Below are 17,205 nucleotides of genomic sequence, written 5' to 3'. Positions count from 1 at the left end.
CAGCTTCAGATGCGCGGCACCCGCCAACCGTCCATCCGTTACGGTGCCGCGATGGGCACCACTGGACGGGTTCGGAACGCGCCGCGATGCGACAAGCCGCTGACCAGGGGGCACGCCTGGTCCACCTCGGCGAGGGCGCACTGTCCGGCTATGCCGGCGCGGCGAAGCCGTATTACCGCGGGTGGCGTATCGACTGGGCGCCGGTCACCGAAGAGTTGCACCACACCATGGCTCTTGCCGCAGAGCTCGGCGTCTGGGTGGTCACAGGCGGCAACCACCGGCTGTCCGGCGACCATCGACCTCACAACTCGCTATGGGTGATCAACGATCGTGGCGAGCTGATCGATTCGCTATGACAAGCGGTTGCTGTCACACGCGGAAATCACCGACCTCTACCGATCGCACCGGCACCTGATGGTGTCGTGAGAAGAGACAGGCAGATCGACGACACGCTGGCCCACCCGGTCCACTCCCGGGTGCCACCCAGACATCTTCGATAATGCACATTATGTAAAGTTAGCGATCGGAGGGGTCCCCTCGACAGCGGTCCGTCGCGGGTCACGCCCTGCAGGACGCGTGCCTCTCGATCAGCGCGACCCGTTGCGACACCGGTCCGGCCGGCACGTGGATCAGGTGGTGCCCGTGCGCCTCGTACACCTGCTCGTGCACGTGGGCGAAGGCCAGCGAATCGGCGTAGCTGATCCGGCGTGCGGCCGTGTGGTGGATGAAGCCCAGCGGGCTGATCAGGAACACGGACCGCTGGTAGGTCCGGTGCCGCGAGATGCGGTCCACCTCGGCGGTGAGCGCCGGCCCGATCGGCCTGCCCTGATAGAGCGCCAGCGCCAGTGTGCACAGGGGCGAACGGTCGTACAGGTGCACTGAGGCGCGGGGCGCGGCGACGGCGGCGTCGATCTGGCGGCGGTTCTGCAGGGTGATCACGGCGTCGAGGAAGTCGGGTTCGTGCCACGGCTCGGCGCACCCCCGCGCCTGGCGCTCGGTGATGATGTCTGTGGCGGCCTCTCGGACCGTGACGTGTCCCCTGTGACGCAGCACCTCCAGCAGGGTCGTCTTCCCGGCGCCGGGTGCTCCGGTCAGGACGTACCGGCGTGGTTCGGGCATGTTCTGTCTCCTCTCCCCCCCGCTTCCCGGGAACGCGAAAATGCTGCATAATATCCCTTATGCATGACAAACGGGATGAATCGCTCTTAGCGCTGATCGAGGAGTTCCTGACCGCCCGGGCCACCCGCAAACCCTCCCCGCACACCCTGGCGGCCTACCGGCGCGACCTGTGCGCCGTGGCCGCTCTGGTCGCGGACGGTGGCGCCACTCCCCTCCCCCTCGACAAGCTGTCGATCACCGACCTCTCTCCCCGCGTGCTGCGGGCGGCCTTCGCCCGGTTCGCCGCGCCCCGCGCGCCCGCGTCGGTGCATCGCGCCTGGTCCACGTGGAACAGTTTCTTCACCTTCCTGGTCGCCGACGGGTTGGTGGCGGGCAATCCGATGCCGGCGGTCGGTCGGCCCCGGGCCGTACTCCCCCAGCCGAAGCCGCTGCGCGGCGCGGACACTCCCGAGGTGCTGCTCGCCTCGGCCGCGCGTGACGACGGGCGGCAACGCGACCCGTGGCCGGAGCGGGACGTGGCGGTGCTGGCGGTGGCACTGTGCGCCGGGCTGCGCCTGTCGGAGCTGCTCGCGTTGCGGGTCGGCTCACTGTGTGGACGGCCGGGTGAGCGGCGCGTGGAGGTGGTTGGCAAGGGCGGGCGGCCCCGGGTGGTGCCGATCGAGGCGGATCTCGACCGGGTGCTGATGGACTACCTGGACAGTCGGGCGCGGCGCTTCGGTTCGCGCTCGGTACGCCCCGACTCGGCGTTGCTGGTGGACCGGCACGGTGAGCCGCTGCGCCGCGGTGGTCTGCAGTATCTCGTCGAGTCGTGTTATCGGCGGGCGGGCATCGGTGACCGGGTGCCGCGTGGCGCGCGGTTGCACGCGCTGCGGCACACCTTCGCGACCCGGTTGGCCGAGGACGGTGCGAGCGCGGCGGAGATCATGCGGTTGCTGGGGCACGCGTCGTTGGCGTCGTCGCAGACGTACATCGAGGTGACGGCCGGGCAGCAGCGTGACGCGATCCGCTCCAGCCGTACCAACCGCGCGTTGGCGGCTCTGGTGCCGGGGCGGCGCGCAAAGGGTGACCGGGCAGGCGCGTAGTCCCTGGAGGTGCTGCCAGCCCTCGTGGTGCAGCGGTGTTCCCAACCCTGTGCGGTCGCGGTCCCCGGTGGCCGAGGAGGTCAGCCGAGGTCGACCAGCAGGGGGCGGTGGTCGGAGATGGTGGACAGCGGCGTGGTGACGGCCCGTACGGGTGGGAGCTGGTCGAGGGCGTGCCGGTCGGCGAGGATGTGGTCGAGTTGGACGCGGGGTTGCCCGGCGGGGTAGGTGGGGCGGCGGCCCAGGGGGCGCCAGCCGGAGATGAGCCGGGCCGGGCCGGCGGGCAGGTTGAGGTCGCCGAGCAGGACGCGGGGGGCGGGCAACGCGCGCAGGGCGCGGACGGTCTGCCGTAGTTGGCGGGCGTTCCAGCCGGGGACGAAGGACAGGTGGGTCGCGGCGACGGTGAGTGGGCCGTGTGGGGTGTCCAGGACGGCGGCGAGCACGACGCGGGGTTCGTCGTGCAGTAGGACGAGGCCGCCGCCGGGGCCGGGCACATAGACCGGGGAGCGTACGGGTGCGGGCTTGAGGCGGGTGACCTGCCAGCTGCGCACCGGGTGCCGGCTGATCAGGCCGATGCCGTAGCAGGGTTCGCCGTGGCCGTCGTCGTCGTGGCGCAGGGGGCGGAACTGTTCGCCGGGGGTGCCGACGACGGCGGCGGCGAAGCGGTGGTGTGGCGCGTCGAGGGCGCGGGCGGCGATGGCGGTGAGGTCGAGGTTGCCGCTGCGGTGTTGGTCGCGGTCGACTTCCTGTAGGGCGAGCACGTCGGCGTCGAGGGCGCGTACGGCGGCGTCGAGTCGGTCGGGGTTGACGAGGCCGTCGGTGAGGGATCGTCCGTGCAGCAGGTTGAAGGTGGCCAGGCGCACCCCTGCACCCTACGTCCCCGTGGGAGGGTTGCCGGGTGCTGAAGGTGCTGCTGTGTTCGGTGTTGGTGTTCGTGGCGATGGGCGCGTTGGGGGTGTGGTTGCGGCGGGCGCGGGGTCGCTGACGTCTCGTACGTGGGTGGCGCGCGGCGCGCTTGCTCCGGTGCGCATGGCGGCTTCGTCGCTTCTTGATCTTTTCTTCATGGCTGGTTCCTACTCTGCGGGCATGTCGATCGCCATGGCCGGCCGTGACCGCGCGGCGCGGATTCCGAATCCCCTCCCTGATGCCTCATCTGCGCGCTCGGTGCCGTCACGACGGCGAGTGCTCGCGGGTGTTGCCTCAGCTTTGGCTGGCGCGGGGGTGGCTGCCGCTGGGAAGCGTGGCTACGACGCGTTCACTGCCGATGATCCTTTGCCGTTCTACGGCGGGTACGCCGCCACCGTTCACGCCGACCGTCGCACGCCGCCCAGGTCGTCTCACCTGGATGTGGTGTGGGGGGTGGACACGGCCAAGCGGCTGATCGCGCTGACCTTTGATGATGGGCCTGCGCCGAACTGGACGCCGCAGGTGTTGGCGATCCTGGCTGAGGCCCGGGCCCGGGCCACGTTTTTCATGCTGGGCGCGAACGCGCGCCGTTACGGCGATCTCGTCGCTGGGAAGCTGGCTGAGCACGAGGTCGGGAATCACACGTGGGCGCATCGGGATCTGGCCCGGATGACCGTCGAGGACAGTCGTGCGGCGATCAGCCGTGCTCATGACGAGCTGGCCCGGCTGACCGGCCGGGAGCCGACCCTGTTGCGCCCGCCGTACGGGCACCTGGCCGGCAGTAGCATGCTGGCCGCGAACGAGCTGGGTTATCAGATCATTCTGTGGAATCGGCAGATGATCGAGTCGGAGTATCCGGGCGACCCGGGGGGGTTGACGGACTACATTGTCAATGCCTGCACCCCGGGGACGATTCTTCTCGCCCACGACACCGGACCCGCTGATCGGCTGGTCGCCATCCAGGGTCTCGCGGGGATGATTCAGGGCCTGCGCCGCCGGGGCTTTGAGTTCGTGCGGGTTTCCGACCTGCTGGCTGAGTCGGCGACGCGCCGGTGACCCGCCGCACGTCGGAGGTCGAGCTGGGGCGCGACGTCGATTCCGTTGCGGGACGGCCGGTGACGGGTGATCGGCGGGTGGCCGCGTTCGCCCTTCTGGTCGTCGCGTTCGTCGTGTGGTGGTTGACCATTGGTCTGCCGACGGACATCACCGCCGCGCTTGGCTGGATGTGGGCCGCCACCGTCTGCTGGAACATCCGGCTGCCACCGCGCGAGCATCTGCGTTTCGCACGCGACTGGCTGCCGGTGGCGGTGCTGCTGATCGTCTACGACGTTGGTCGGGGGCTCGCGGACAATGGCGCTACCCCTCATGTGACGGAGATGATCGCGCTGGATCGTGCCATGTTCGGTGGTGCGTTGCCGACCGTGTGGTTGCAGCATCATTTCTACGACCCGGACACGGTCCGCTGGTACGACATTCTGGCAAGTTGGGTCTATTTCAGCCATTTTGCGGTCACGTTGACGATAGCGGTGGTGCTGTGGCTTCGCGCCCGGCCGGTCTGGATCGCGTTCACCACCCGGTGGTTCGCGCTCACCGCGCTGGGTCTGGGCACGTACTTCGCCTATCCGGCCGCGCCGCCGTGGTGGGCCTCCGTGCACGAGCTCGCACCACCGATCGTCCGGATCTCCACCCGGGGCTGGCATGCGATGGGGCTGCACGGTGCCGGGAACCTGGTCACTCAGGGGCAGGCTCTCGCCAATCCGGTCGCCGCCATGCCCTCTCTGCATGCGGCTTTCGCTCTGCTCGCGGTGGTGTTCTTTCTCCGCCGGGTGCGCCGTCGGTGGGTGCCGCTGCTGCTGGCGTATCCGCTGGCGATGGCGGTGACCCTGGTCTACACCGGCGAACACTGGGTCGTTGACGTGCTGTTCGGCTGGGTGTACGTCGGTGCGGCGATGGCGCTTGGCGCGCTCGTGGATCGGGCGCGCTCAGGTCGCGGACATCGCCGGCAGGGTGATGGTGAACGTGCAACCGGCGCCGACCTGGCTGGCGACCTCGATCGAGCCGCCGTGGTCGGTGATGATCTGTCGGGCGATCGACAGGCCGAGGCCGCTGCCACCGGTGTGTCGACCCCGGGCCGGATCGCCCCGCCAGAACCGCTCGAAGATGTGGGGAAGCGCGTCGGAGGCGATGCCGCAGCCCGTGTCGGCGATTCGCACCACGACGGTTCCCGGCGCGTGGTGGGCCTGCAGCGTGATTCGACCCCCGGCGGGAGTGGCCCGTAACGCGTTGGTGATCAGGTTGCCGATCAGTTGGCGTAACCGATCCGGATCGCCGTGCACGGTGGCCGGCTCAGCACGGACGGCCAACTCCACTCGGTCGGCTTCTGCTCGGGATCGATGGGCGGTACGGCACGTCTCGAGCAGTTCCGCTACGTCGACCGGAACGCGGTGGTACGCCAACTGTCCCGCTTCCGCCAGCGCCAGATCCTGCAGGTCGTCGACGATCCGTTGCTGGAGCACCGCCTCGTCGTGCAAGCTGGCGAACAGTTCCGGCCCCGGCGCGATCACCCCGTCCTGGAGCGCCTCCAGGTAGCCCCGGAGGTTCGCCAACGGCGTGCGCAACTCGTGGGCGACGTCGGCGATCAGCCGACGCTGGCGCTCCTCCGCCGATCGCAGCGAATCTGCCATCTGGTTGAAGGATCGGGCCAGCCCGGCCAACTCGTCGTTGCCCCGCACCGGCACCCGATTGGACAGGTCGCCGTCGCCCAGCCGATGGGACGCAGCGGTGAGTGTGCGGATCGGGCGCAACACTCGCCGGCTGAGCAGGGCGGTGCCGACAAGGGCGATCGTCATCACGACCGTCGCCGCCGCCAACAGCGGACCGATCGCCAGCACAGGTGTGGCGTACCCCCCCGCGCCCAGGTAGACCCGTACCGGTACGGGCGCCACGGCGCTGATCTGATCGGTGAAGGCCTGGGCCAGACAGCCCTCCGACGATCCGACCGTTTCAGTCAGGCAGAGCGCGACGCGGGCTTGATCCAGGTCGGTGCTCGCTCCCGCACGGTCGGCTTGCTGCCGGCATTCCGCAGCCACCATCGAGCCCGGCCGATCACCGAGGGTCTTGTCGCGGTCTGCTGGGTCGAGGTTGAACGTGGGCACGCCGTGACTGTCAGCCTGCATCGTGACGCCCAGGTTGACTCGAGCCAGGCAGGCGGCGAAAGTCGCCCCGGCCCGGTAGGAGCGGATCGAGTGCGTGGTGGTGTCGGCGGTCAGCCGCGTGGGCGACAGTTTCGGTCGCGGATCGATCAAGGCGGTCACGTTGCCGACCTTGCGGGCCGTGCGACCCGCCATCGTGTCGGTGTCCACGATCACGACGCCCGCCTCGGATTGCAGGTGGATGCGCTGTCCGAGCTTGTGGCTCAGGTCGTCCGCGAGGTCGGCGACGCCCTCCCAGGTGCCGTGACGACTCCCGTAGTCGAACAGTGCCGCGCTGACCTGGTCGAGCTGGGCGCGGTCGATGGTGGCGGACTCGTCGATCTGCTGCGAGACCTCGCGCAGGCTCAACCAGGTCGTCGCAGACGTCGCGCTCACCGCCACCAGCGTCACCAGCAGGAGCACCCGTAGTCGGAAACTCACGGACCCGTCTTTCGCGGCGATTGCCCAACCGGGGGTTTCGTCGAGTCGGTCGCGTCCTGGTCTGCCAATCGGTACCCGCGCCCGAATACCGTCTGCACATATCGGGGTCTGGCGGGGTCGACTTCGATCTTGCGCCGCAAATTCATCACGTGCGCATCGACGGTGCGCTCCAGCACCAGATGGTCGAAGCCAAAGGCCCGGTCAATGATCTGCGCCCGGGTGAACGCCCGGCCTGGGTCACCCGCGAGCACCTCCAGAATGCCGAACTCCTTGGCCGTCAAGGCGGCTTCCCGCCCGTCCACCCGCACCCTGAACCGGGCGGCGTCCACCTCCAGATCACCCACCCGAAGCACCTCCTGACCGCCTGCGCCCACCACGCCCGCACGACGCAGCAGAGCACGGACCCGAGCAGTCAGCTCCCGCGGACTGTAGGGCTTGGTGAGGTAGTCGTCCGCACCGACGTCCAGACCCAGGAGGATGTCATCCTCAGTGCTCCGGGCTGTCAAGAGCAGAATCGGAACCGTCGATTCGGCACGCAGAATCCGGCACACGTCAAGACCGCCGATGACCGGCATCATGACATCGAGGACCACCAGGTCGGGCCGGCGAGCCCGCGCCGCATCAAGCGCCGCTCGCCCATCACCGACCACCAACACACTGTGACCCTCCCGCTCGAGGTACATCCGCATCAGATTCGCCTGCTTGGGCTCATCCTCAGCCACCAAGATCCGCGCGCCCACCCTCACCACCACCCTGCCACCGGCTTCGCACCCGATTCAAACGAGCTGCCATGAAGAACCTGTGAGCGTTTCATGAGGAACTGGCCACCTCGCGGCTGGCCCGGCATGGGTGACATCACCGCGGCCGGCCGGCCCGGCGGGCGCTGAGATCGGGATCAGGGACTGGTGAGGCTGGCCACTCTGGTGCGGGCCGGGCGGCCGCGGGTGGGAAGAATGGCCGCTCGTGGACGCCGTATCGCTGAGCACCCTGTTGGCCGCCGCGGCCCTGGCCGGTTGGGTCGACGCCGTGGTCGGTGGTGGTGGTCTGCTGCTGTTGCCGGCGTTGCTGGTGGCCGCGCCCGGGCTGCCGGTGGCCACGGCGCTGGGCACCAACAAGCTGGCCGCGATCTTCGGTACGGCCACCGCGGCGGCGACGTACGCCCGGCGCACGAAGGTCGACTGGCGGGTGGCGGGGCCGGCGGCGGGCGTGGCGGTGCTCAGCGCCGGGGTGGGTGCCGCGCTGGCTGGCGCGGTGCCGGCGTCGGCGTACCGGCCGGTGGTGCTGGTGGTGCTGGTGTCGGTGGCGCTGTTCGTGCTGCTGCGGCCCCGGCTGGGCGTGGTGGCGGTGCCGCGGCGGCGGACTCCGGTGCGGGTGGCGGCGGTGATCGCGGTGGCCGGGGTGGGCATCGCCCTGTACGACGGGTTGATCGGTCCGGGCACCGGCACGTTCCTGGTGCTGGCGTTCACCGCGCTGATCGGCGCGGACTTCGTGCACGGCTCGGCGATGGCGAAGGTGGTCAACGCGGGCACGAACCTGGGTGCGCTGGTGGTGTTCGGGGTGACCGGGCACGTGTGGTGGCTGCTGGGTGCGGGGATGGCGGTGTGCAACATCGCCGGAGCGGTGCTGGGTGCGCGAATGGCGTTGCGCCGCGGGTCGGGGTTCGTGCGGGTGGTGCTGCTGCTGGTGGTGGTGGCGTTGGTCGCCAAGCTTGGCCACGACCAGTGGGTGGCTCGCTGACGGCCTAGCCGCGGCGGCTGGGTGAGTCGAAACGACCGGCGCGGATCTCGCGCAGGGCCCGGCGGCGGGTGTCGCCGCGCAGGGTGTCGACGTAGAGCCGGCCGCCGAGGTGGTCGGTCTCGTGTTGCAGGGCGCGGGCGAGGAATCCGCTGCCGGTGATGGTGAGCGGTTCGCCGTGCTGGTCGACGCCGTGGGCGGTGGCGTGCAGGGCCCGTACGGTCGGGAAGTACAGCCCGGGGATGGACAGGCAGCCCTCCTCGTCGTCCTGGAGTTCGTCGGACAGCTCGAGGGTGGGGTTGATGAGGTGGCCGCGGTGGCCGTCGGCGTCGTAGACGAAGACCTGGGCGCTGACGCCGATCTGTGGTGCGGCGACGCCGGCGCGGCCGGGTTCGCCCAGCAGGGTGTCCATCAGGTCGGTGACCAGGGCGCGTAGTTCGGCGTCGAAGGTGGTGACCGGCTCGGATTCGGTGCGCAGGACGGGGTCGCCGATGATCCGGATGGGCCGCATGGTCATGGGGGTCAGCGTATCGCCGGTGGTGGTGGGGTCAGCGTCCGGCCAGGGTGGCGCGGATGGGGGCGGTCTTCGCGGCGGCTTCGGCGACCTCGGCGGCGGGGTCGCTGTCCCAGGTGATGCCGCCGCCGGCCCAGGTGTGCAGGGATTCGCCGGCGGCGGCGGCGGTGCGGATGGTCAGGCCGAGGTCGACGCGGCCGGGTGCGACCCAGCCGAGGGCGCCCATGCTGGCGCCGCGGCCGACGGGTTCTCCGGCGGCGATGTGGGTCAGGGCGGCGAGTTTCGGGGCGCCGGTGACGGAGCCGCCGGGGCAGGTGGCGCGCAGCAGGTCGGCGAGGCCGAGGCCGTCGGCGGCGGTGGCGCGTACGGTCGACTCGGCCTGCCACAGGTCGCACCAGCGGCGCACGGTGAACAGGTCGTCGACGGTGACGGTGCCGGTGCGGGCGATGCGGGCGAGGTCGTTGCGTTCCAGGTCGACGATCATGATGTGTTCGGCGCGTTCCTTGGCGCTGGTGAGCAGTTCGGCGCGGCCGGCGGCGGTGGCGGGGCGGGTGCCCTTGATGGGTCGGGTGATCAGGTGTCCGTCGCGGACCTCGATGAGGGTTTCCGGGGAGGCGCAGCCGATCGCCCAGTCGTCGCCGGTGAGGACGCCGCCGTAGCGGGCGCCGGGCAGCGCGCGGAGGCGGCGCAGGGCGGGCAGGGGGTCGCCGGTGTAGGGGGCGGCGGCGTGGCCGACGAGGTTGGCCTGGTAGACGTCGCCGCGGCCGATGGCGGCGCGGATGGCGGCGACGGCGGCGGCGTGCTGCTCGGGTGTCCAGCTGTCGGTCCAGTCGCCGAGCCACCAGGGTGTCGCCGTGCGGGCGGGGGCGCGTCGGGTGGGGCCGTGGTCGTAGACGACGACGGCGAGGTCGGGCAGGGCCGGGGCGGGTTCGGGCGCCGCGGTGGGGGCGCCGGCCAGGTGTGCTCCGGCGGCGGCGGACAGGTAGAGCGCGGCGCCGCAGGCCCGGGTGTCGTGGTGGGTGGGGGTGGGGCGGGTGAGGTCGCGCAGGTTCAGGCCGTGCGCGGCGAGGAACTCCTCGGCGAGGACGGCGGGGTCGCCGCCGTCGGTGCGGCGCCAGTGCAGGCGGGCGCGTTCAGCGAGCGTGTCGCGACACGCGGTGGGGGCGGCCGGCACATCGACCAGCACCTGTGGGAGCGTTTCCACGCCGTATGGTCCGACCTTCCTCATCCGTTCAGTGGATTTCCCGTACGCCGGACCGGCACCTGCTCGATGCTGGACACGTTCGCTTGGTACTGTGCGTCACTGGGTCATGTGAACCATGACACAGTGCCCCCACAGTCCGGAGAACCCGATGTGCCAGCACCAACCGACCTGCCCCTTAGCTGAAGCCACCGACCGGGAAGCCGCCCGGGTCCTCGCCTGCTTCCCTGAGCAGGGCTGGAGCCTGCTCTGCAACGGCGTCATCGTCTTCGAGGACACCGGCGAGCTGCTCCCCGATGGCAGCAGCATCGCACCGCACCGCGGCCCCGCCCGCCACGCTCTCGTGGCCTGAACGACCACCCAGCGTCACCAAACAGCCGCCGTCGACCCAGGCTAGTCCCCCGGTACGGGACGCCTTTCGCCCAGGTCGCGGCGTAGCCGGGGCGGCCAGCACCGCCCGCCCCGGCCCGCCGACGTCAGTCCTCGAACGCCTCCGGCGACGGGCACGAGCAGACCAAATTCCGGTCCCCGTAGGCGCCGTCGACGCGCCGCACCGGCGGCCAGTACTTCCCCGCCCGGTCGACCCCGGCCGGGTACGCGCCCACCGACCGCGGGTACGCGTGCGGCCACTCGTCGCCGCTGACCATCGCCGCGGTGTGCGGGGCGTTCGCCAGGGGGTTGTCCCCCGCTGGCCACTGCCCCGACCCCACCTGGTCGATCTCCGCCCGGATCGCGATCATCGCGTCGCAGAACCGGTCCAGCTCGGCCAGGTCCTCGCTCTCGGTCGGCTCCACCATCAGCGTCCCCGCCACCGGGAACGACATCGTGGGCGCGTGGAAGCCGTAGTCGATGAGCCGCTTCGCCACGTCGTCGACGCTCACGCCGGTCGCCTTCGTCAACGGCCGCAGATCCAGGATGCACTCGTGGGCCACCAGGCCCTTGTTGCCGGCGTACAGCACTTCGAAGTGCCCGCGCAGCCGCGCGGCCACGTAGTTCGCGGCGAGGACGGCCACGCCGGTCGCCCGGGTCAGGCCCTCGGCGCCCATCATCCGCAGGTACGCCCACGGGATCGGCAGGATGCCCGCCGACCCGTACTTCGCCGCCGAGATCGCCGGGGTGGCGTCGGCGTGCGCGCCGAGCGGGTCACCGGGCAGGAACGGCGCCAGGTGCGCGCGCACCGCCACCGGACCGACGCCGGGGCCACCGCCGCCGTGCGGGATGCAGAACGTCTTGTGCAGGTTCAGGTGCGACACGTCCGCGCCGAACTTGCCGGGCTTGGCGAACCCGACGAGGGCGTTGAGGTTCGCCCCGTCGACGTACACCTGACCGCCGGCGTCGTGGACCTTCGCGCACAGCGACGCGATGCCCGTCTCGTACACGCCGTGGGTCGACGGGTACGTCACCATGATCGCGGCGAGCGCGTCGCGGTGTTTGTCGATCTTCGCGTCCAGGTCGACGAGGTCGACGTTGCCGTCGTCGTCGCAGGCCACCACGACCACCCGCATGCCGGCCATCACCGCGCTGGCCGCGTTGGTGCCGTGCGCCGACGACGGGATCAGGCACACGTCGCGGTGCGTCTCACCGCGCGACGCGTGGTAGGAGCGGATGGCCAGCAGGCCGGCCAGCTCACCCTGGGAGCCGGCGTTGGGCTGCACGCTGACCGCGTCGTAGCCGGTCACCTCGGCCAGCCACGACTCCAGCTGACCGATCATCTCCCGGTACCCGACGGTCTGGTCCTGCGGCGCGAACGGGTGGATGTGTGCGAACTCCGCCCAGCTGACCGGCTCCATCTCGGTGGTCGCGTTCAGCTTCATCGTGCACGAGCCGAGGGGGATCATGCCCCGGTCCAGGGCGTAGTCGAAGTCCGACAGTCGGCGCAGGTAGCGCAGCATCGCCGTCTCGGAGTGGTGGCTGCGGAACACCGGGTGGGTCAGGAAGTCCGAGGTCCGGGACAGGTCGACCGGCAGGGCCGCGTCCACGTCGCCGTCGAACGCGTCCACACCGAACGCCGCCCACACCGCGCGCAGGTGCGCCACGGTCGTCGTCTCGTCGCAGGACATCCCCACCCGGTCGGCGTCGACCAGCCGCAGGTTCACCCCCCGCTCAGCGGCCGCCGCGACGACCCGCGCCGCCGCGCCCGGCACGCGCGCGGTGACGGTGTCGAAGAACGCGACGTCCGCGACGTCGACGCCGCCGACGCGCAGCCCGGCCGCGAGCCGCGCCGCCATGGCGTGGGTACGCGCCGCGATGTCGCGCAGCCCGTCCGGGCCGTGGTAGACGGCGTACATGCCGGCCATCACGGCCAGGAGCACCTGCGCGGTGCAGATGTTGCTGGTCGCCTTCTCCCGGCGGATGTGCTGCTCGCGGGTCTGCAACGCCAGCCGGTAGGCCGGGTTGCCGTCCGCGTCGCGGGACACCCCGACCAGGCGCCCGGGCAGCATCCGCTCCAGGCCCGCGCGCACCGCCAGGTAGCCGGCGTGCGGCCCACCGAAGCCCATGGGTACGCCGAACCGCTGGGTGGTGCCGGCGGCGATGTCCGCGCCGATCTCCCCCGGCGCCCGCAGCAGCGTCAACGCCAGCAGGTCCGCCGCGACGGTCACCAGGGCTCCGACGGCGTGCGCCGCCTCGACGAGACCCGCGTGGTCGCGCACCGCGCCGGACGCGCCCGGGTACTGCAGGTGCAGGCCGAAGAACTCCGCCGGCAGCTCGTCGCGCTCGACGTCGAGGACCCGCACGTCGATGCCGAGCGGCACCGCCCGGCTGGTGATCACCGCGATGGTCTGCGGCAGGGCGTCGGCGTCGACGACGTACACCCGGCTCTTGCTCTTGGACGCCCGCCGGGCGAGGGTCATCGCCTCCGCGGCGGCGGTGCCCTCGTCGAGCATGGAGGCGTTCGCGGTGGCCAGGCCGGTCAGGTCGGTGACCATCGTCTGGAAGTTCAGCAGCGCCTCGAGCCGGCCCTGGCTGATCTCCGGCTGGTACGGCGTGTACGCCGTGTACCAGGCCGGGTCTTCGAGGACGTTGCGGCGGATCACCGCCGGGGTGTGCGTGCCGTGGTAGCCGAGGCCGATCATCGACACGGCGACGGTGTTGCGGGCCGCGAGGGCCCGCAGTTCGGCGATCGCCTCGGCCTCGGTGGCCGCCTCCGGCAGGTCGAGGGTGCCGTGCCAGCGGATCACCTCGGGGATCGCGGCGTCCATCAGTTCGTCGATCGAGTCGTGCCCGACGACCTCCAGCATGCGACGCTCATCGTCGGGGCCGGGACCGATGTGACGGGTGGCGAACTGCTCTACGGACATCAGGGGCGCTCCCGGGCGAGGTCGACGGATCGGCCTCCCCCTCTGTCGCGCCCGCACAGCGCTCCACAGTGCCTGCCCACGAGGTCCTTTTGCCTGAGAGGTTCCGGGGAGGTTTTGCCCCTTCGGCGCCGCCCCTGCTGCTGTCGGGCGGTCTCTCCCACGTGGGTGGTACCGGCATGGTCAACGCTACCAGCGCCGGTGTTTCCGGCGGATGTCCTACCCCTGTAACGTCACACGCCGGCCGGCGTGACCAGCGGCGCGGCCTCGCCGGCGACCCGCTCGGCGAGCGCCGGCAGCAGCGCTCCCAGCGGCGCGTCGAGGCACACCGTGGCGTACCCGTCACCCCGGGTCGGCCCCTGGTTGACGATCGCGACCGGAATGCCGTGCTTCGCCGCGCGAATCACGAACCGGCGCCCCGACATGACCGTCAACGACGACCCGAGCACCACCACCGCCCGCGCCTGCTCCACCAGCGCGAAACACCGCGCCACCCGCTCGGGCGGCACCGTCTCGCCGAAGAACACCACGTCCGGTTTCAGCATCCCCGTCCCGCAGATCCCGCAGTCGACCGGCCGGAACCCGGCCACCTGCTCATCGGGGAGATCCACATCACCGTCCGGGTTGACCGCGGCGGCGCGGGCCACGAAGTCCGGGTTGGCCTCGCGCAGCCGCCGGTCCACCTCCTCCCGGGAGGTCAGGTTGCCGCAGTCCAGGCAGACCACCTCGTCCAGGCGCCCGTGCAACTCGACCACCCGGTCGCTGCCCGCGGCGCCGTGCAACCCGTCGACGTTCTGCGTGATCACCGCGTCGACCAGGCCGGCGCGTTGCAGCCGCGCCACCGCCCGATGCCCGGCGTTCGGCGCCGACCGCGCGATCAACCGCCACCCCAGGTGGCTGCGCGCCCAGTACCGACGCCGAGCGAGGGGATCCCGGGTGAACGCCTGGAAGGTCATCGGGGTGTGCCGGCGGGCCACCCCACTGGGCCCCCGATAGTCCGGGATACCCGACTCGGTGGACAGGCCCGCCCCGCTGAGCACCACCACCCCGCCGCCGGCCACCAGCGAGGTCAACGCCTCCAGGCTCTTCGTCACCCCTTTATGCTGCCTCAGCGCGCCCGCCGACGCCGAACACCCCGGTATCGATCCCCAGCCGACGCCGCACGCCCGGCAGCGGCCTCGTCCGGCGCCGCACAGCCGGCACCGGTCACCCGTCGGCGCCGCACCCGCTCGACGGCCACCCCGGCGGGGGCTACACCCCGACGACGTCGGCGACGACGCAGGCGATGTTGTCCGGCGCCCCCGCGGCGACCACATTTGTGACAGACCGTCGACCTAAGTACCGCGTGACGCGGCACTTACGCAGAGCCACCTACGAGAGACGCCAACTCGGCTAACTCAGCGGACGCTGCCCGGCTCCGGGTATCGATCAACTCCGTCACGATGTCCCGGGCGTATGGCTGTTGCCGCAGCCACGGCGCCGCAGTGTCGCGCAGCCCGAGCAGGACGCCCGTCGCCGCGGAGTGCTGACCGGTCTGGACGTATGACCATGCGACGTCCAGGCGGTGCCGCTGGCGGCTGGACGGGGTGACCTGCGGGAAGCGGGTTACCTCTTCGGCGAGGGCCAACGCCCGGTCAGGCTGGCCGGCGATAACGGCTGATTCCACCCGCATCAGGTGCACACCTTCGGGTGAGGAGTCGTTGCCGATGAGATCCGCGTGCGGGACGCGCTGGTTACCGAGCCGCAGCGCGCCGGCGGCGGCCAGGTCGAGGATGTCGGAGGCTTCGTCCCGGCGTGCGTCGCGGACCGCTGCAGCGGCGGCCTTGAGTAGCAGTTGACCCCACCCGGCGAGTTCCGCCGGGGCGGCGGTCGACAGTCTGGGTTCCACTTGGTCGGCGGTCCGGATCGCGAGGGTCTTGGCGTCGGCGAACCGTCCGACGCGGAGCAGCAGCCAGCACATCGGGGCGACGGCTTCGGTGCCGGCCACCCGGTCGCCGCTGTCGCGGGCGTAGTGCAGGGCACCGTCGAGAGCGACGTGAGCGAGGTCGACCTGACGGAGATGCTCCTATGGGTCAAGTGCTCAGTGCAGGAGTTCGGCCGAGGGCAGTGGCAATCCAGGCGTTCGTCGATGCTTCCAGTTGCTACGTTGGCGACATGGCGCGCTCTTTGAACGTCGTTTACCTGTTGAGTCTTCTGACTCTCGTGGTCGTCGGGCTTGTTTGGGACGCCCCCACAGGCGTCAAGGTTCTGGTGGGAGGTGCGGCCATGGTCCCGGTTGTGGTGGCTGACGTCGTGCTCTGGCGCCGTGGACGGGCAGCTCGCGTGGCGGATACCGCGAGGTGATGATGGGTCTTTCAGGCCGGGAGTGCCCTGACTGCGGTCGCCGTGTCCGCGAGCCGTTCGAGAAGAGCATCACTGGCCGGGAGGTCTGCCCGGACTGCGCGAACGCCCTGTTCATGGGCTCCGCTGCGGGCGCGATCACGGGGAATGTCGGGTCCGGGTACGGAGTCTGGGCGATGCTCATGCGCAAGATCCGGCGCTCCGGCTGAACGCACAGAGGTCTGCCCGTCGGCCGTAAGGGCCCGGAAGATCTCGCGGGCAAGGTAGCGCTTGATGCAGCGGATGATCTCGCGTTTGGTCTTGCCTTCGGCGGTGCGCCGGGCCGCGTATTCGCGGGTGCGTTCGTCGTAGCTGAGCCGGCCCAACGTCAGGATGTAAAGGGCGCGGTTGGCGTCTCGGTTACCGCCGCGGTTGAGCCGGTGCCGGTTGGTCTTGCCCGATGAGGCCGGGATCGGCGCGACGCCACACAGGTGCGCGAACGCGGGCTCGTGGCGCAGCCGCTCGGGGTTGTCGCCGGCCGCGGCCAGCAGCGCGCCAGCGGTGTCTGCTCCAACGCCCTTGATCGCCATGAGCTGCGGCGCCGCTTGGCGGGCGAGCTGCTCGATCTCGGTGTCGAGCCTGGTGATCTCTGTCGTGAGTTGCTGGTATCGGGTGGCGAGGGACTTGAGCGCCAGCTTGCTGGCTGCCTCGATCCCGGCAAGCTGACCGGGGCGGCACCGCGTCGCGGCGTCAACGAGTTGCGCCAGCGACAGGGTGCGCAGCCGGTCGCGCTGGGCCTGCGGGGCGGTGACCAGAACGGCCCGCAGCTGGTTGGCGGCCTGGGTCCGGGCCTTCATCGCGGAGCGGCGGACCAGCCGCAGCGTGCGGATCATCTCCACCGCGCCGTCGGCGGTCTTGGGCATGCCCAGCGCAGTACCGGCTAGTACCGACCGCGCAGCGGTCTCGGCGTCGATGGCGTCGGTCTTGCCGCGCCGGCGGCGGGTCTGCCGGTTCGGCCGCACGACTTCCACCACCGACATGCCCTGGTCAAGCAGGTGCCGGGTCAGCCCGGCGCCGTAGCTGCCGGTGCCCTCGACGCCGACCTGCTCGACAACTCCGAGCTCCTGCGCCCAGGCCGTCAACTGGGCGTGCCCGGCAGCGGTGCTCGGCACGCTGGTCGTGGCGAGCAGGCGCCCGTGCTGGTCGATCGCCGCAGCCACGTGCACGTCGGCATGGGTGTCCACGCCGACGATGACTCGAACCTCGGCCAGCTCGATCGTCGCTGCCATGCCCACCCGGACCTCCGTCGCGTCGCCTCACCCTCTGCGGCGCCGCCGCCAGCGGGAACGCGGGCAGAACTCCAGTGGGATGCTTCGGGCTCCTATCAGGCCACATCGACCCCGGC

At 71.0% G+C, this 17,205-nt stretch carries 14 protein-coding genes, 2 pseudogenes and 1 riboswitch; of the genes and pseudogenes, 6 read left to right on the top strand and 10 right to left on the bottom strand.

What is annotated here, in order from left to right:
• The first annotated feature begins 86 nt into the window (after positions 1-86).
• The gene (locus OG505_RS09875) at positions 87-356 is read left to right on the top strand and encodes a nitrilase-related carbon-nitrogen hydrolase (protein ID WP_405432695.1); all 270 of its coding nucleotides are present in this window, start codon (positions 87-89) and stop codon (positions 354-356) included.
• A 202-nt stretch (positions 357-558) separates the two neighbouring features.
• On the opposite strand, the gene OG505_RS09870 is transcribed toward OG505_RS09875, so the two are convergent.
• Positions 559-1,119 (bottom strand): AAA family ATPase, encoded by a 561-nt coding sequence (locus tag OG505_RS09870; protein WP_405432693.1) that lies wholly within the window; start codon positions 1,117-1,119, stop codon positions 559-561.
• 59 nt (positions 1,120-1,178) lie between these two features.
• Between OG505_RS09870 and OG505_RS09865 the strand changes: the two genes are divergently transcribed.
• Positions 1,179-2,201: a tyrosine-type recombinase/integrase gene (locus OG505_RS09865; RefSeq protein WP_405432691.1), complete on the top strand. Its 1,023-nt coding sequence runs from the start codon at positions 1,179-1,181 to the stop codon at positions 2,199-2,201.
• 80 nt (positions 2,202-2,281) lie between these two features.
• On the opposite strand, the gene OG505_RS09860 is transcribed toward OG505_RS09865, so the two are convergent.
• The gene (locus OG505_RS09860) at positions 2,282-3,061 is read right to left on the bottom strand and encodes an endonuclease/exonuclease/phosphatase family protein (protein ID WP_405432689.1); all 780 of its coding nucleotides are present in this window, start codon (positions 3,059-3,061) and stop codon (positions 2,282-2,284) included.
• Positions 3,062-3,197: 136 nt separating this feature from the next.
• Between OG505_RS09860 and OG505_RS09855 the strand changes: the two genes are divergently transcribed.
• On the top strand, positions 3,198-4,160 hold the full coding sequence (locus OG505_RS09855; protein WP_405432687.1) for a polysaccharide deacetylase family protein: 963 nt from the start codon (positions 3,198-3,200) through the stop codon (positions 4,158-4,160).
• Positions 4,161-4,327: 167 nt separating this feature from the next.
• Positions 4,328-5,062: pseudogene (locus OG505_RS09850) on the top strand (phosphatase PAP2 family protein); the annotation flags it as partial.
• A gap of 24 nt (positions 5,063-5,086) precedes the next feature.
• Here the strand turns inward: OG505_RS09850 and OG505_RS09845 are convergent.
• Both OG505_RS09845 and OG505_RS09840 read right to left on the bottom strand, forming a co-directional pair.
• Positions 5,087-6,736, bottom strand: coding sequence for a sensor histidine kinase (locus OG505_RS09845; protein ID WP_405432685.1), 1,650 nt, complete (start codon positions 6,734-6,736; stop codon positions 5,087-5,089).
• Positions 6,733-7,485: a response regulator transcription factor gene (locus OG505_RS09840; protein WP_405434442.1), complete on the bottom strand. Its 753-nt coding sequence runs from the start codon at positions 7,483-7,485 to the stop codon at positions 6,733-6,735. The genes OG505_RS09845 and OG505_RS09840 overlap by 4 nt, the downstream gene beginning before the upstream one ends.
• Positions 7,486-7,699: 214 nt before the next feature.
• On the opposite strand from OG505_RS09840, the gene OG505_RS09835 reads away from it, so the two are divergent.
• On the top strand, positions 7,700-8,473 hold the full coding sequence (locus OG505_RS09835) for a sulfite exporter TauE/SafE family protein (protein ID WP_405432684.1): 774 nt from the start codon (positions 7,700-7,702) through the stop codon (positions 8,471-8,473).
• A 4-nt stretch (positions 8,474-8,477) separates the two neighbouring features.
• Here the strand turns inward: OG505_RS09835 and def are convergent, their stop codons facing one another.
• Both def and OG505_RS09825 read right to left on the bottom strand, forming a co-directional pair.
• Positions 8,478-8,987, bottom strand: coding sequence for a peptide deformylase (gene def / locus OG505_RS09830; RefSeq protein WP_405432683.1), 510 nt, complete (start codon positions 8,985-8,987; stop codon positions 8,478-8,480).
• A 31-nt stretch (positions 8,988-9,018) separates the two neighbouring features.
• Complete coding sequence (locus OG505_RS09825; protein WP_405432682.1) at positions 9,019-10,212, bottom strand: chorismate-binding protein; 1,194 nt, start codon at positions 10,210-10,212, stop codon at positions 9,019-9,021.
• Positions 10,213-10,336: 124 nt separating this feature from the next.
• Here OG505_RS09825 and OG505_RS09820 point away from each other — a divergent pair, with 124 nt between their 5' ends.
• Positions 10,337-10,537 carry a DUF5999 family protein gene (locus tag OG505_RS09820; RefSeq protein ID WP_234586185.1) on the top strand — a complete coding sequence of 67 codons (201 nt, stop codon included), beginning with the start codon at positions 10,337-10,339 and terminating at the stop codon, positions 10,535-10,537.
• 124 nt (positions 10,538-10,661) lie between these two features.
• Here OG505_RS09820 and gcvP read toward each other — a convergent pair whose 3' ends face one another.
• From gcvP to OG505_RS09800, 4 genes and pseudogenes are all read right to left on the bottom strand, one after another.
• Positions 10,662-13,484 carry an aminomethyl-transferring glycine dehydrogenase gene (gene gcvP / locus OG505_RS09815; RefSeq protein WP_405432680.1) on the bottom strand — a complete coding sequence of 941 codons (2,823 nt, stop codon included), beginning with the start codon at positions 13,482-13,484 and terminating at the stop codon, positions 10,662-10,664.
• A gap of 71 nt (positions 13,485-13,555) precedes the next feature.
• Positions 13,556-13,654, bottom strand: a riboswitch (glycine riboswitch).
• Between the two features lie 60 nt (positions 13,655-13,714).
• On the bottom strand, positions 13,715-14,575 hold the full coding sequence (locus tag OG505_RS09810; RefSeq protein WP_405432678.1) for an NAD-dependent protein deacetylase: 861 nt from the start codon (positions 14,573-14,575) through the stop codon (positions 13,715-13,717).
• A 263-nt stretch (positions 14,576-14,838) separates the two neighbouring features.
• Positions 14,839-15,468 (bottom strand): hypothetical protein, encoded by a 630-nt coding sequence (locus OG505_RS09805; protein WP_405432677.1) that lies wholly within the window; start codon positions 15,466-15,468, stop codon positions 14,839-14,841.
• A 586-nt stretch (positions 15,469-16,054) separates the two neighbouring features.
• Positions 16,055-17,089: pseudogene (locus OG505_RS09800) on the bottom strand (IS110 family transposase); the annotation flags it as partial.
• Positions 17,090-17,205: the final 116 nt, after the last annotated feature.

The organism is Micromonospora sp. NBC_00617, assembly GCF_045161355.1.
Taxonomy (GTDB): Bacteria; Actinomycetota; Actinomycetes; order Mycobacteriales; family Micromonosporaceae; genus Micromonospora.
This window is presented reverse-complemented; position numbering and strand designations above follow the sequence as displayed.